This window comes from Aliarcobacter faecis (assembly GCF_013201705.1).
Lineage (GTDB): Bacteria > Campylobacterota > Campylobacteria > Campylobacterales > Arcobacteraceae > Aliarcobacter > Aliarcobacter faecis.
This window is the reverse complement of record NZ_CP053837.1, coordinates 1,809,564-1,823,223: the sequence shown is the minus strand read 5'-3', so window position 1 is coordinate 1,823,223 and position 13,660 is coordinate 1,809,564. Positions and strand designations below refer to the sequence as shown.

The window sequence follows — 13,660 nt, the reverse complement described above, 5'->3', positions numbered from 1 at the left end:
ACTATGAAGAAAAATAATATTATACTAATTGGTTTTATGGGTGTTGGAAAAGGCACAGTTGCAAGAGCTTTGGTTAAAAATTCATCAATGTATGCAATAGATACAGATGATTTAATAGAAAGTATGGAAAATAGAAAAATTAAAAAGATTTTTACTATTGAGGGTGAACCATATTTTAGAAGTTTGGAAAAAAAGACTGCTTTATGGCTTGAAGAAAATGTACAAAATACGATTATTTCAACAGGTGGAGGATTTTTTAAACAAGAAAATCTTGCAAATATTGGAACAATAATCTATCTTGAATCATCTTTTGAGGGTATATTAAAAAGAATAAAAAAAGCTCCAAATGCAAAAAATAAGCTTAAAAAAAGACCACTTTTACAAAACAAAAAAGAGGCTTTAAAGTTATATAATAACAGAAAAGTGGAGTATGAAAAAGTTGCAGATATTGTAGTTAATGTTGAAAATAAAGATATAAATCTTGTTGTTAAAGAGATATTAGGAAAAGTAAATGAGAATAATTAATACAAAAGATAAAAACTTTAAAGTAGAGTTTGAAAATATTTTACAAAGAGCAAAAAGTGATATAAAAGGTGTTTCAAAAATAGTTGAAAATATTATTGATGAGATTGTAGAAGATGGAAATGAAGCTTTAAAAAGACATATTGAAAAATTTGATAAATGGATAGTAAAATCTGATGATGATTTACTAATTTCACAAGATTTAATGAAAAAAGCCTATGATAATTTAGATGAAAATTTAAGAGCTTCTCTTCACAAAGCTTTTGATAGAATTAAAAATTATCACGAAAAACAGCTTCCAAAATCTTGGATTGATTTTGAAGATAATGGAACTATTTTAGGACAAAAAGTAACTCCTGTTGATAGAGCAGGGCTTTATATTCCTGGTGGGAAAGCTGCTTACCCAAGTAGTCTTTTGATGAATGCAATTCCAGCTCTTGTAGCAAAAGTAAAAGAGATAGTAGTTTGTACACCAACTCCAAATAATGAGGTAAATGAGCTACTTTTAGCTGCCTGTTATTTGTGTAAGGTTGCAAAAGTTTATAAAGTTGGAGGGGCAAGTGCTATTGCAGCTATGGCTTATGGAACACAAACAATTTCTAAAGTAGATGTTATAACAGGACCTGGAAATATTTTTGTAGCAACAGCTAAAAAGATGGTTTTTGGTGAAGTAAATATTGATATGATAGCAGGTCCATCTGAAATTGGAATAATAGCTGATGAGAGTGCAAATGCAAAATATGTAGCTTTTGATTTATTATCTCAAGCAGAGCATGATGAGATGGCAAGTTCTATTTTGATAACTACAAGTGAATTTTTGGCAAAAAATGTAAGTCTTGAAGTTCAAAATATCTTAAAAACTCTAAGTAGAAAAGAGATTGCACAAAAATCAATAGATGATAGAGGATCTATTATTGTAGCTTCAAATATGGATGAAGTAATAGAACTTATGAATGAAATAGCACCTGAACACCTTGAAGTTATGACAAAAAATCCTTTTGAATTACTTCCTTATATAAAACATGCTGGAGCAATATTTTTAGGTGAAAATACTCCTGAACCAATAGGAGATTATATAGCTGGTCCAAATCATACACTTCCAACAGGAAGTACAGCTAAATTTTATAGTCCTTTAAATGTGGAAAATTTCTTGAAAAAAAGCTCAATTATTAGTTTTTCAAAAAAAGCTATCGATGAGTTAGGAGAAGCTTGTGCATTATTAGCTGATACTGAAGGGCTTGAAGCTCATGCAAAAAGTGTAAGAGTACGATTGGAAGATAAATAATGTCAAAATTTAAAGATTGGTTTACTGAAGATGAAGATGATATCTTTTTTGGAAGTCCAAAATCAAAGTTTTTTGATATTATGGAGCAAACACATAGAGATCTAGTTGAAGATGAACTGGATAAAGTTTTTGAAAAATTAGCTATTTTGGAACTTATTGTAAGTCAAGGAAAAGATGAAGATTTTGATATAAACTCATATTTACAAGAGTTTAAAGAAAAAAATCAAGATGATGTAAACTCTATGAAAAAAGGTCTTTATATGGAAGTTTCTGGAGAGATTATTAGTAGGTTGGATAGTTAAGTGGAAGTTTTAGAAAAAGTAAAAGAACAGATAAAAAAGTTTATAGAAGTTTGTGCTTATCCAAAGGCTTTAGAGTTATTAGACCAACTTGCAACTGGAAAGATGCTAAGAAGTAAGCTAATAGTTAAAATTGCTGGAGTAAATGAAGAGTCTATAAAACTTTGTGCAATAGTTGAGATGATTCATGCCGCATCACTTTTACATGATGATGTAATAGACGAAGCAGTTACAAGAAGAGGAAAACCATCTATAAATGCACTTTATAGTGATAAAACTTCTATTATGTTTGGAGATATTTTATATTCAAGAGCTTTTACAGAATTATCGCAAATGGATAAAAATATAGCTTATCATATCTCAAACTCTGTTACAAAACTTAGTATTGGTGAGATGATGGATGTTGATTTAACAGATGCTTTTAATAGCTCTTATGAGAATTACTTGATTATGATTTATAATAAAACAGCATCATTAATAGAAGCTAGTGCTAGAAGTGCTGCTATTTTAGCAAATCTTGATGAGGAAAAATATGCAAGTTATGGAAAGAATTTAGGACTTGCTTTTCAAATGATTGATGATATTTTGGATATTACACAAGATGAAAAAACTTTGGGAAAACCTGCTATGTTGGATTTTGTTGAAGGAAAAGTAACTATTCCATATTTATATCTTTATGATAGGGTTGAAGATAAAGAGTATTTAAAATCTTTATATAAAAAAGAGTTAGATGAAAAAGAGTTAACTTGGATAAAGGTACAAATGCAAAATACAAATGCCTTAGATGATGCAATAAAAGAGGCAAAAAATATAGGACTTTTAGCAATTGACTCTATAAAAGATGAAAAAAATAGTATTGAATTAGTTAATATCATGAAGGCTATGATAGAAAGAGATTTTTAATATGGGTTATTTAGTAATTAGTTTTTCACATAAAAATATTGATATAAAACAAAGAGAAAAATTAGCTTTTAGTGCAGATGAAGATAAAGAGAGATTTATAAGACAACTTTTAGATTTTAGTTTTACAAAAGAGCTAGTTTTATTATCAACTTGTAATAGAGTTGAGATTATAGGAAAAAGTTCAAATATAAAACAAAGTAGTAAAAATATTATTGAAAAATTAGCATACTATTCAGGGCTAGATTTTGATTTTTTATATGATAGAGCAGATATTTATGATGGAGATGCCGCTGTTCACCATCTTTTTGCTGTTGCTTCAGCTCTTGATTCACTTGTAATTGGAGAGACACAAATTGTTGGACAATTAAAAGATGCTTTTAGATTTTCGCAAAGTAAAAATTTCTGTGCAGAACATATGTCAAGAGTTATGCACTATGCTTTTAAGTGTGCAGCACAAGTAAGAACAGCTACAAGTTTAGGAACTGGTTCAGTCTCTGTTGCTTCAACAGCAGTTGCAAAAGCAAAAGAGTTAATAGGTGATACAAATGGTGTAAAAGCTTTAGTTATAGGAGCTGGAGCTATGAGTGAGTTAGCAATTAAACATTTAATTGCTGCTGGATTTAGTGTAACACTTACAAGCAGAGATATTAAAAAGGCTCAAATTTTAGCAGATAGTTTTCTTTCAGAGAGTACTAAATCACAAGAAGTAAGAGTTGAAGTTGAGCCATATTCAAATTTGGAAGATTTACTAGAGAGTATTCCAGTAATGATAACAGCAACATCAGCTCCATATCCAATAATCACACAAGAAAATGCACCAGTTTCAAGTATAAGTAGATATTGGTTTGATATTGCAGTTCCAAGAGATATAGATGAAAATATCTCTATGTTTGATTTAGAAATATATGCAGTTGATGATTTACAAGAGATTGTAAATGCAAATATGACACAAAGGTCAGCTCAAGCAAAAGAGGCTTATACTATTGTAGGTCGTTCTACTTTGGAGTTTTATGACTGGTTGAAAAATTTAGATATTGAGCCTGTTATTAAAAATTTGTATCTAAAAGGTGAACAAATTATAGATAAAAAGCTTCAAAATGCTATAAAAAAAGGTTATGTTCCAAAGGAGTATGAGGATAATATTAAAAAACTTTGTCAGACAATTATTACAGAGTATCTTCATCTTCCATCAAAACAGTTAAAAAGTATTTCAAAAAATATGGAGTGTGATTTAGTTACAACAACTGTGCAAAATATGTTTACACAAACAGCAAATAATGTTGAATCTTTAAAATGTGAACATATTTCAAAATCAAATAATTAATAAATATTTAAAAATATAGGAAAATTTATATGAAATTTAGCAAACTTTTTATTCCAACAACAAAAGAGATGCCATCAGATGCAACTTTACCATCTCATCAATATTTAGTTAGAGGTGGATTTGTAGCACAAACAGGTGCAGGGATTTATGATTTTATGCCTTTAGGAAAAATTGTATTAGATAAGATAAAAGCAATTGTAAAAAAAGAGATGGATGAAGCAGGAGCTTTAGAGGTACAATTTGGATTTGTAACACCACTTAGTCTTTGGGAAGAGTCAGGAAGAGACTTAACAATGGGTAGTGAAATGTTAAGATTTAAAGATAGAAAAGGTGGAAACTTTGTCTTAAGTCCTACAAATGAAGAAGCTGTTGTAAATATGGTAAAAAATAGAGTTACTTCATATAAAGATTTACCATTACATTTATATCAAATAAATACAAAGTTTAGAGATGAAGCACGACCTAGATTTGGGTTAATGAGAGGAAGAGAGTTTTTAATGAAAGATGGATACTCTTTTCACTCAAATGAAGAGGATTTAGTTAGAGAATTTAATCTTATGGAAGCTACATATAAAAAAATATATACAAAATTAGGACTTAGTTTTAGAGTAGTTGAAGCTGATAGTGGAGCTATTGGTGGAAGTGGCTCTAAAGAGTTTCATGTTCTTGCTTCTAGTGGAGAAGATACTATTGTAGTTTGTTACTCTTGTGAATATGCAGCAAATATAGAAGCAGCTAAAAGAAAAAAAGTTAATTATGATTTTTCTAGGGGTGAAGAGAAAAAAGTAGAAACACCAAATTGTAAAACTATTGATGAAGTTGCAGATTTTTTACAAGTTCCAACATCTCAAACTCTTAAAGCAGTTATAAAAAAAGCTATCTTTAAAGATGGCTCAAAAATAGTTGTTTTTTTTGTAAGAGGAAGTGATGAGTTAGAAGAGACAAAAGCCTTAAACTCTATTGATGCTTTAGAGCTTATTGAAGCAAATGAAGATGAGATAAAAGAGGTAGGATTAGTTGCAGGATATTGTGGTATTAAAAATCTGGTAAAAGATATTTTAGTAGTAATTGATAGTGAATTAGAAGCTTCAAACTCTTTAGTTTGTGGAGCGAATGAAGAGAATTATCATCTTATTAATGTAGATTTAACTAAAATAGCAAATTTAACTTTTAAAGATTTAATTGCTGTAAAAGAGGGTGATATTTGCTATTGTTGTGGTGGAACTTTGTCATATACAAAAGGAATTGAAGCTGGACATATTTTCCAACTAGGAGATAAATATTCTAAAGCTATGAATGCAACATTTTTAGATGAAAATGGAAAAGCAAAACCATTTATTATGGGATGCTATGGAGTTGGAGTTTCAAGACTTGTAGCAGCTATTATTGAACAAAATCATGATGATAAAGGTTGTATTTGGACAAAAGAGACAGCACCTTTTATGGTTGATATTATTGTTTCAAACTCAAAAAATGAAGAAGAGGCAAAAATAGGAGAAGATATTTATAAAGAATTAAAAAATTTAAATATTGAAACTATTTTAGATGATAGAATAAATGCTAGATTTGGTTTTAAAATGGGTGATTTTGAGCTTTTAGGTTTCCCTTATGCAATAATTATAGGAAAAAAATTAGCTGAAGGCTTCGTTGAAATAGTAGATAGAAAAACTTTGGAAAAAGTTGAAGTAAAAGTTGAAGATATTGTAGAAAAAATTTTTAATTTAATAAAGGGGTAAAATATGGATATAGAAAAAGAGTTAAAAGAGGAAGTTGTACAAATCACAAAAGATTTTGACAAATTGATTCCAGATAATATTCTTGAACTTCTAATTAAATATTCACTATCATTTCTAATGGCAATTTTAATATTTGTAATTGGAAAATGGTTTGCCTCAAAAGTTGTGAAAATTTTAGGAACAGTTTTAAAAAAAGCTGGAGTTGAAAGCACTTTAGTTAGATTTTTACAAAATATTGTTTATTATGTTTTAATAACAGTTATTGTTTTAGCTGCATTAAATAAGATTGGTGTTGAAACAACATCATTTATTGCTATTTTAGGGGCTGCTGGTTTAGCAGTTGGTTTGGCTTTAAAAGATTCATTAAATAATTTTGCTTCAGGTGTTATGATTATTTTATTTAGACCATTTAAAGCAGGAGATAGTGTAAATGCTGGTGGTGTTAGTGGAACTGTAACAGAAGTTACAATTTTTAATACAGTTTTTTTAACAGCTGATAATCAAAGAATAATTGTACCAAATGGAGCTATTACAAAAGGTTCAATTACAAATGTAAATGCAAATTCTACAAGAAGAGTTGATTTAGTTATAGGGATATCTTATGAGGATAATATTAAAAAAGTAAAAGAGATTTTAACAAATATTATAAATAACAATCCAAAGATTTTGCTTGATAAACCAGTTTCAATAAATGTTGCCGAATTAGCAGATTTTTCAGTTAATTTATCAATTAATGTTTGGGTAAATACAGGTGATTATGGTTCGGTTAAAGCTGAACTTTTAGAGACTATCAAAACAACATTTGATGAGGTTGGTATCTCTATTCCTTATCCAAAACAAGATGTATATCAATATAGTAAAAATTGAGATACCAAAACTATTAGTTCTTATCTTAACAAAACTACAAGAGAGTGGTTATAAACCATATCTTGTAGGTGGTTGTGTAAGAGATTTCTTTTTAAACAAACAAAATAAAGATTTTGATATTGAAATTTTCAATTTAGACTCTTTAGAAAATATAGTTCCTATTTTAGAAAACTTTGGCAAACTTAATAGTGTTGGAAAATCTTTTGGAGTTTTAAAACTTCATACAAAAGAGCTAGAGTTTGATTTCTCTCTTCCTAGAACAGAAGAGAAAACTGGTAAAACTCATAAAGATTTTTTAGTTAAAACCAATTCAAAATTATCATTTTTCGAAGCTGCAAAAAGGCGAGATTTTACTATAAATGCTATTTATTACGATTACTTTTCAAATAGTTTTATAGACCCATTTTTTGGAATAGATGATTTAAAAGATAGAAAAATAAAACATATAGATGATAAAACTTTTGTAGAAGATAGTTTAAGAGTTTATAGAGCTATTGGCTTTGCTTCAAGATTTGATTTTGAAATAGATTTAAAAACAAAAGAGTTATGTTTAAATATCATTAAAAATGGTGAACTAAATATTTTGCCAAAAGAGAGAGTTTTTGAAGAGTTAAGAAAGCTTTTTTTAAAATCTTTAAAACCCTCTATTGGATTAAAACTTTTTGATTATTTTCAAATCTTTTCTATAAATTTTGAAAGTAGTTATAAAGCAGTTGATAATTTTGCAAAAGATTTAAAAGATAAGAATTTGAAAGATTTTAGAAAACTATATCTATTTTTCACGATTTTTCTTAAGAATTTAGATGAAAAAAAGATTTTAAAGTTTTTAGAAAAGATTACAAATGATAAGAAATTTATAGAAAATATTTTACTTTTATCTGAAAATTCGACAAATTTTGATGAAAAAGAGTTAAAAAAGTTATCTTTAATTTTAAATTTAGAAGATTTGATTTTAGTTGAAAAAGCTTTAGAAAAAGAGAATATCTTAAAAATAGAAAATTTAGCAAAAGATTTAAATATTTTTGATAAAGCTTTAAAAATAGAGGTTTTAGGAAAAGATTTAATTAATTTAGGATTTAAAGAGTCAAGAGAGTTTAAAGAGATTTTAGATTTTGCTTTGAATTTACAAATAGAAAAAGGTTCAAATAAACAAGAAATAATAGATAATATTATAAAAAAGTATAAAATTAAAATATTTCAAAGTTAAAAATTAATACAATCACATATTTTAAAAAAGGAGATAGAAAAGATGAAAAAAATACTTTCGGTAGTTGCTGCTTTAGGACTTGCTAGTTCTTTATATGCAAATAATACAAATACAGGATGTGGGCTTGGTTCTATAGTTATCAAAAACCAAAACTCTTCAGTTTTACAAGCTTTAGCAGCTACAACAAATGGAACTTCAGGAAACCAAACTTTTGGTATTTCAAGTGGTACTTCAAATTGTAACAAACCATCAAACTTTGTTTCAAATGATAGATTAAATCAATTTGTAAATGAAAATATGGATGAACTTGCTATGGATATTTCAGCAGGAAAAGGTGAAACTTTAAATACAGTTGCAACTTTAATGAATGTTGAAAATAAAGATGAGTTTGCTTCAAAATTACAAGCAAATTTTTCTGATATTTATACAAGTGAAAAAGTAAGTTCAGCAGAAGTTATAGATAACATTGCAAAACAAATCTAATTTTATAAAATTGGGGTTTAAATTTTTTATATTTAAACTCCTTTTTTTTACTACTCTTTTTTCAAGTGATATTGAAATTTTTATAGAAAAAAATAAGATCTATGAAAATCCTTATTGGGCAAAACTTCTACACTATAGAAATGGTGAAAGCGAGATAGATTCAACTAACTTTTTTGTTTCTAAAGAGGGAAAGTATGATTTAAAAAAAGAGTTAATTGAGACTATAAAATCTTTAGAGAATAATGAAAATGATATTTTATGCAGATTTCCACTAAGAGTTGAGTGGTTAAAAGAGCAAATTCCAAATTTACAAAATAGTATAAAATCTTATAGTTGTGAAGAGTTAGATAAATATTTGGATTTAACAGATGCAAAATTTGTAACTTTGGTTTTTCCAACCTCTCATATAAACTCTCCTGCATCTATGTATGGACACACTTTTTTAAAGATTTCAAGTAGTAAAGATACTCCACTTATTTCAAATGCTATAAATTATGCTGCAAAAACAGATGAGAAGAATGGGCTTATTTTCGCTTTTCAAGGAATTTTTGGTGGATATGAAGGAAGATACTCTATTTTACCTTATTATGAAAAATTAAAAGAGTATAACAATCTTGAGCAAAGAGATGTTTGGGAGTATGATTTAAATTTAAATCAAGAAGAGATTAAAAAATTAACTCTGCACTCTTGGGAGTTAAAAGACTCTTATGCTGACTATTTTTTCTTTAAAGAGAACTGTTCTTATGCTATTTTATGGCTTTTAGAAGTTGCTAGACCAACTCTTGATTTAGTAGATAATTTTTTATTTAAAACTATTCCTCTTGATACGATTAAACTAATTTCAAAAAATAATTTGATTGAAAAATCAAATTATAGATATTCAACTATGAAAAAAATGAAGTTTATTGTAGATGAAAAGATAGAAAATAGAGCTTATATAAAAGAGTTTTTAAATGAAGATAAAAATTTAGAAGAGAGTTTAAGTAAAGATGACAAGATTGCATATTTGGATTTAAAGAGTACATATTTACAGTATGAAAGAGCTGAAAATAGGCTTGAAAAAGGTGAATACACAAAAAAATATCTGAATATCTTAAAACTAAGAAGTAGTTTTAAGGAACCTTCAAGTTTTGATATAAAAGAACCTATAAACCCTATAAACTCTCATGATTCAGCAAGAATTAGTTTATTTTATAACTCAAATGATAGTTTTTTATTTGGTATAAAACCAGCTTATAGCGATATTTATGATATTGAAGATGGTTATTTAGAAGGAGCTTATATTGATTTTTTTGATTTAAATTTAGAAAAAAAGAAAAATAGTAGTTTAAAACTAGATAGATTTACTTTTCTAAAAATAAAATCTCTAGCTTCACAAGATTTACTATTTAAACCAATTTCTTGGGGAGTTGATGTAGCAATCGAACATTTTAGTGATGAACTATTTTTTAAGCTAAAACCAGAAGCTGGAGTCTCTTATAGTTTTTTTAATACAATTTTTTACTCTAATTTAGTTTCAAATGTTTTATATAAAGCAAATGAACAGTATATCTCTTTGGGTTCTAATGTAGGATTTATAATAAATAGTTTTCAAAATATAAAATTTGGTAGCTCTTTTTCTTATGATAAATACAATGAAAAATTTGAAAATAGGGTTTTTGAAGCATTTTCTACTTATAAAATAGATAGAAATTTAGCTTTAAATCTAAATTATAAAAACAATAATCTAGAAAAAAAACAAGATATTTTTAAATTTGGTATTTATTACTATTTTTAACATATGTAAATAACTTTTACATACATAATAGTCAGAAAATATTATATAATCTTTTCTTGCCCCAGTCTATATATGGCGAAATCATATTTTATTGGGTCAAGATTATCAAACTCTTTTAGTTTATTTGTTATTTCCAAAGCAGATTTTAAATCATAACTCTTTCTATCTAAAAGCCCAAGTTTTACTGATACATTAAAAGTGTGAGTATCAAGTGGTAAAATCAAATCTTTTTTGTCAATATTTTTCCATAAACCTAAATCCAAATTATCATCTCGTACCATCCATCGCAAAAACATATTCCATCTTTTATATGGAGCATTCCCAATCTCTTTTATAAACCCTTTTTTATCTCTTTTTAGAGGATTTCCTATTAAAAAATCAAAACCTTGTGAGGAGTAGTTTGCTTTTAATTTGATTTTTTGTATCACAAAATCAATCCCTTCTAAAACACAATTATCTTTTTTATACCCATCATAGAACAAATCTTCTAAATTATTTTCATTTTTTAATCTTCTAAAAGTTTTGAAAATGGCTATTACATCAGCACTATTTTGGAATCTATAATAGTGATTTTTAAGCTCTTTTTCAATCTCTTCTTCACTTTTATTTAAAAGAGAAAAATCTAAACTATCTAAAAATTTTACTATTAATTTTGCATTTCCATAAGCAAACAAAGCACATAAAAGTATGGCAAAATCATCATTTTGTCTTTTTGCTACTAATAGTGGATCAGGTTTTTCATAACTTAATTCAAAATTTGTATTTCTACTATTTGACTCAATATCTAAGAGTTCTTTTAATTCTTTATCTTTTTTTAGCATTTTAACCCAAAACTTATTTTTGGATATAATAGCCAAAATTTTATTAGGAATATAATGCAAAATATATTAATTACGGGATGTTCAAGTGGAATTGGGCTTCAAACAGCACTTATTTTAAAAGAGAATGGAATAAAAGTTTATACAAGTGCAAGAGATGAAAAAGATGTACAAAAACTTAGAAATTTAGGTTTTGAAACTTTTAAAATTGATGTTCGGAATAAAGATGAGATAAGTTATGCCTTAAAAATTATTTTGCAAAATGATAAAAAACTAGACTCTGTTTTTAATAATGCTGGTTTTGGACAACCAGGAGCTGTTGAGGATTTAAGTGTGGAAGTTTTAAAAGAGCAATTTGATACAAATTTTTTTGGGCTTCACGAAGTAACTATTCAAACTATGAAAATATTTAGAGCTCAAGGTTATGGAAAACTTATTCAACATAGTTCTGTTTTAGGAATTATCTCTTTAAGATTTCGTGGTGCTTATAATGCTAGTAAATATGCTATTGAAGGGCTTTGTGATACTTTGAGATTGGAAACTTTAAATAGTAATATTTTTGTAAGTACTATAAATACAGGTCCTGTTACTTCAAAATTTAGAGAAAATGCTTTAAATAATTTTAGAAAAAATATTAAAATAGAAGAAAGCTTTTGGGAGAGTAGTTATAAAAATGAGCTAAAAGCTAGGCTTGAAAATAAAGATGATAAATCAGCTTTTAATCTTCCAGCTTCAAGTGTTGCAAATATAGTTTTGAAAATTTTAAATAGTAAAAAACCAAAGCCAAGATATTATGTTACAAAAGCAACACATATTTTAGGCTTTGCAAAAAGAGTTCTAAGCCAAAGTTGGCTTGATAAATTACTTGCAAAAGTATGACTAAGGCTTATAAACTCTATTTGGACTCCCATTTACAGTATGAAAAATCATAACACCATATTTTTTTGAGTAATATTTTAAAAGTAAATGTTGTAAAGTTGGCTCGATTGATGGAATAAACCAAGCATTATTTGATATAACCATCATATATTTTGTTTCATTTAGATTTTCAAAAATTTTATCTGTTGTTGCTTCATAACAAATAGCATTTCTAAATTTTTCACCTTTTATTAAAAAATCTGTAGCAGTAGAGGCTTTTGAATAATCACTAGCCCCATTATAAAAAATATTATTTATTAAATCAACTAAAAATTTTGGAAGTGGTATCTCTTCACCAAATGGAACAAGTACAACTTTTTTTGCAACTTCATAATTTCCTTCAAAAAAGTGATAAGAAGCATTGAAAATTTCTCTATTTTCTAGATATAAAGAACCAACTATAATATCAATATTATAAGAATATTCTAATAATCTATTTAAAATTTCTGGCTTTTTATTTAAGACAAAAGAGAAAGCAGTTTCAGGTAAAACAACTAAATCTTTTTTTTGTTCTATAGCTTCTTCTATTTTTGCAAAATTATTCTCAATTAAATCATTTACATACTCTTTTTGCCATTTTAAATCTTGATTTACCATCATTTGAGGCATTGAAATATTTATGTTTGGCTCTGCTAAATTTATATTTTTAGAAAAATCAAGTGCAAAAATCATTATAAATAAAGCAATAAATCTAAATTTTTTTAGATAAATAAAAAGTACTAAAGAGATAATAATTAGTGCAAAAGCCAATTTTGAAGTGCTAAAATATGAGTCAATAAAAAGAAGTTCTAGTTTTAACCAATTAAATCCAAAAGGAGAGATAAATGTAAAAATAAAGATAGCAAAGCTTCTAAAAATTAGATTGTCAATTAAAGCAAATAAATGAAATATTATTCCAAAAACTATACCAATCCCTAAAAGAACAATTGGAAAAATATATGTTAAATCATAGTATTGAAGACTAATTGCCATCCAATTACACCAAAAAATTCCAGTGAAAAAACCAGCAAAAAATAGAGACTTTTTAGGAATACTCAAAAGAAGATAAATTCCAAAAACTCCAAAAATAGAGTTGATGATTTTTATTTCAAAACTAAAATGGCTAAAATAGATAAAAGCACTAAGCATAAGTGCTGTTATGAAGCCTTTTATTATATTTATTTTGTTAAAATGATTGGTTTTTAATAAAAACATTATAAACTACTTTTTAAAAGGAAATTTAATGGAAGGTCAAAGTGCAGATATTTTAAGCTCATTATTACCTCTTGTTGCATTATTTGCAATATTTTACTTTTTAATTATTAGACCGCAACAAAAACAAGCGAAAGCTCATAAAGATATGATTGCAGGTCTTAAAAAAGGTGATAAGATTGTAACAAATGGTGGCTTAATGGTTGAAGTTGTTAAGGTTGAAGAGACATATTTTTTAATCAAAAACAACGATAATTCAGAAATGAAATTAGCAAAAGAGTTCGTTGCTAGATTAATAACTGAATAAATTATATAAGATATGAAATTTCA

At 26.9% G+C, this 13,660-nt stretch carries 14 protein-coding genes; 12 read left to right on the top strand and 2 right to left on the bottom strand.

Going from position 1 to position 13,660, the window contains the following annotated elements; translation table 11 throughout:
- Nucleotides 1–3: 3 nt before the first annotated feature.
- Genes AFAEC_RS09150 through AFAEC_RS09105 form a run of 10 tightly spaced genes read left to right on the top strand, consistent with a single transcriptional unit; the run spans nt 4 to nt 10,403 of the window.
- The gene (locus tag AFAEC_RS09150) at nt 4–525 is read left to right on the top strand and encodes a shikimate kinase (protein WP_026805231.1); all 522 of its coding nucleotides are present in this window, start codon (nt 4–6) and stop codon (nt 523–525) included.
- On the top strand, nt 512–1,807 hold the full coding sequence (gene hisD, locus AFAEC_RS09145; protein ID WP_026805232.1) for a histidinol dehydrogenase: 1,296 nt from the start codon (nt 512–514) through the stop codon (nt 1,805–1,807). Before AFAEC_RS09150 ends, hisD begins: the two co-directional genes overlap by 14 nt.
- Nucleotides 1,807–2,109: a DUF2018 family protein gene (locus AFAEC_RS09140; RefSeq protein ID WP_026805233.1), complete on the top strand. Its 303-nt coding sequence runs from the start codon at nt 1,807–1,809 to the stop codon at nt 2,107–2,109. The genes hisD and AFAEC_RS09140 overlap by 1 nt, the downstream gene beginning before the upstream one ends.
- Entirely contained in the window at nt 2,110–3,009 is a 900-nt protein-coding gene (locus tag AFAEC_RS09135; RefSeq protein ID WP_026805234.1) for a polyprenyl synthetase family protein, read from the top strand. It begins immediately after the preceding gene.
- 1 nt (nt 3,010) lies between these two features.
- A complete protein-coding gene (gene hemA / locus AFAEC_RS09130) occupies nt 3,011–4,333 on the top strand; it encodes a glutamyl-tRNA reductase (RefSeq protein WP_026805235.1) in 1,323 nt (440 codons plus the stop codon).
- Nucleotides 4,334–4,362: 29 nt separating this feature from the next.
- The gene (locus tag AFAEC_RS09125; protein WP_026805236.1) at nt 4,363–6,069 is read left to right on the top strand and encodes a proline--tRNA ligase; all 1,707 of its coding nucleotides are present in this window, start codon (nt 4,363–4,365) and stop codon (nt 6,067–6,069) included.
- A gap of 3 nt (nt 6,070–6,072) precedes the next feature.
- The gene (locus tag AFAEC_RS09120; protein WP_034216087.1) at nt 6,073–6,936 is read left to right on the top strand and encodes a mechanosensitive ion channel family protein; all 864 of its coding nucleotides are present in this window, start codon (nt 6,073–6,075) and stop codon (nt 6,934–6,936) included.
- A complete protein-coding gene (locus AFAEC_RS09115) occupies nt 6,911–8,143 on the top strand; it encodes a CCA tRNA nucleotidyltransferase (RefSeq protein ID WP_026805238.1) in 1,233 nt (410 codons plus the stop codon). Before AFAEC_RS09120 ends, AFAEC_RS09115 begins: the two co-directional genes overlap by 26 nt.
- 42 nt (nt 8,144–8,185) lie before the next feature.
- Entirely contained in the window at nt 8,186–8,626 is a 441-nt protein-coding gene (locus AFAEC_RS09110; RefSeq protein WP_026805239.1) for a DUF3015 family protein, read from the top strand.
- Nucleotides 8,610–10,403 carry an Lnb N-terminal periplasmic domain-containing protein gene (locus AFAEC_RS09105; RefSeq protein WP_026805240.1) on the top strand — a complete coding sequence of 598 codons (1,794 nt, stop codon included), beginning with the start codon at nt 8,610–8,612 and terminating at the stop codon, nt 10,401–10,403. Before AFAEC_RS09110 ends, AFAEC_RS09105 begins: the two co-directional genes overlap by 17 nt.
- A gap of 41 nt (nt 10,404–10,444) precedes the next feature.
- On the opposite strand, the gene AFAEC_RS09100 is transcribed toward AFAEC_RS09105, so the two are convergent.
- Nucleotides 10,445–11,224, bottom strand: coding sequence for a TIGR02757 family protein (locus AFAEC_RS09100; protein ID WP_026805241.1), 780 nt, complete (start codon nt 11,222–11,224; stop codon nt 10,445–10,447).
- A 54-nt stretch (nt 11,225–11,278) separates the two neighbouring features.
- On the opposite strand from AFAEC_RS09100, the gene AFAEC_RS09095 reads away from it, so the two are divergent.
- Complete coding sequence (locus AFAEC_RS09095) at nt 11,279–12,100, top strand: SDR family NAD(P)-dependent oxidoreductase (protein WP_034216091.1); 822 nt, start codon at nt 11,279–11,281, stop codon at nt 12,098–12,100.
- Here the strand turns inward: AFAEC_RS09095 and AFAEC_RS09090 are convergent, their stop codons facing one another.
- A complete protein-coding gene (locus AFAEC_RS09090) occupies nt 12,101–13,333 on the bottom strand; it encodes an apolipoprotein N-acyltransferase (protein WP_026805243.1) in 1,233 nt (410 codons plus the stop codon).
- 28 nt (nt 13,334–13,361) lie between these two features.
- Between AFAEC_RS09090 and yajC the strand changes: the two genes are divergently transcribed.
- Nucleotides 13,362–13,637 (top strand): preprotein translocase subunit YajC, encoded by a 276-nt coding sequence (gene yajC / locus AFAEC_RS09085; protein WP_026805244.1) that lies wholly within the window; start codon nt 13,362–13,364, stop codon nt 13,635–13,637.
- The last annotated feature ends 23 nt before the right edge of the window (nt 13,638–13,660 follow it).

Bases quoted from the DNA above. Each gene is read 5' to 3' on its own strand.
- AFAEC_RS09110 (WP_026805239.1), top strand. From the start codon at position 8,186: ATGAAAAAAATACTTTCGGTAGTTGCTGCTTTAGGACTTGCTAGTTCT.
- AFAEC_RS09095 (WP_034216091.1), top strand. From the start codon at position 11,279: ATGCAAAATATATTAATTACGGGATGTTCAAGTGGAATTGGGCTTCAA.
- AFAEC_RS09115 (WP_026805238.1), top strand. From the start codon at position 6,911: ATGTATATCAATATAGTAAAAATTGAGATACCAAAACTATTAGTTCTT.
- AFAEC_RS09100 (WP_026805241.1), bottom strand. From the start codon at position 11,224: ATGCTAAAAAAAGATAAAGAATTAAAAGAACTCTTAGATATTGAGTCA.
- AFAEC_RS09140 (WP_026805233.1), top strand. From the start codon at position 1,807: ATGTCAAAATTTAAAGATTGGTTTACTGAAGATGAAGATGATATCTTT.
- AFAEC_RS09125 (WP_026805236.1), top strand. From the start codon at position 4,363: ATGAAATTTAGCAAACTTTTTATTCCAACAACAAAAGAGATGCCATCA.
- hemA (WP_026805235.1), top strand. From the start codon at position 3,011: ATGGGTTATTTAGTAATTAGTTTTTCACATAAAAATATTGATATAAAA.
- yajC (WP_026805244.1), top strand. From the start codon at position 13,362: ATGGAAGGTCAAAGTGCAGATATTTTAAGCTCATTATTACCTCTTGTT.
- AFAEC_RS09090 (WP_026805243.1), bottom strand. From the start codon at position 13,333: ATGTTTTTATTAAAAACCAATCATTTTAACAAAATAAATATAATAAAA.
- AFAEC_RS09150 (WP_026805231.1), top strand. From the start codon at position 4: ATGAAGAAAAATAATATTATACTAATTGGTTTTATGGGTGTTGGAAAA.
- AFAEC_RS09120 (WP_034216087.1), top strand. From the start codon at position 6,073: ATGGATATAGAAAAAGAGTTAAAAGAGGAAGTTGTACAAATCACAAAA.
- hisD (WP_026805232.1), top strand. From the start codon at position 512: ATGAGAATAATTAATACAAAAGATAAAAACTTTAAAGTAGAGTTTGAA.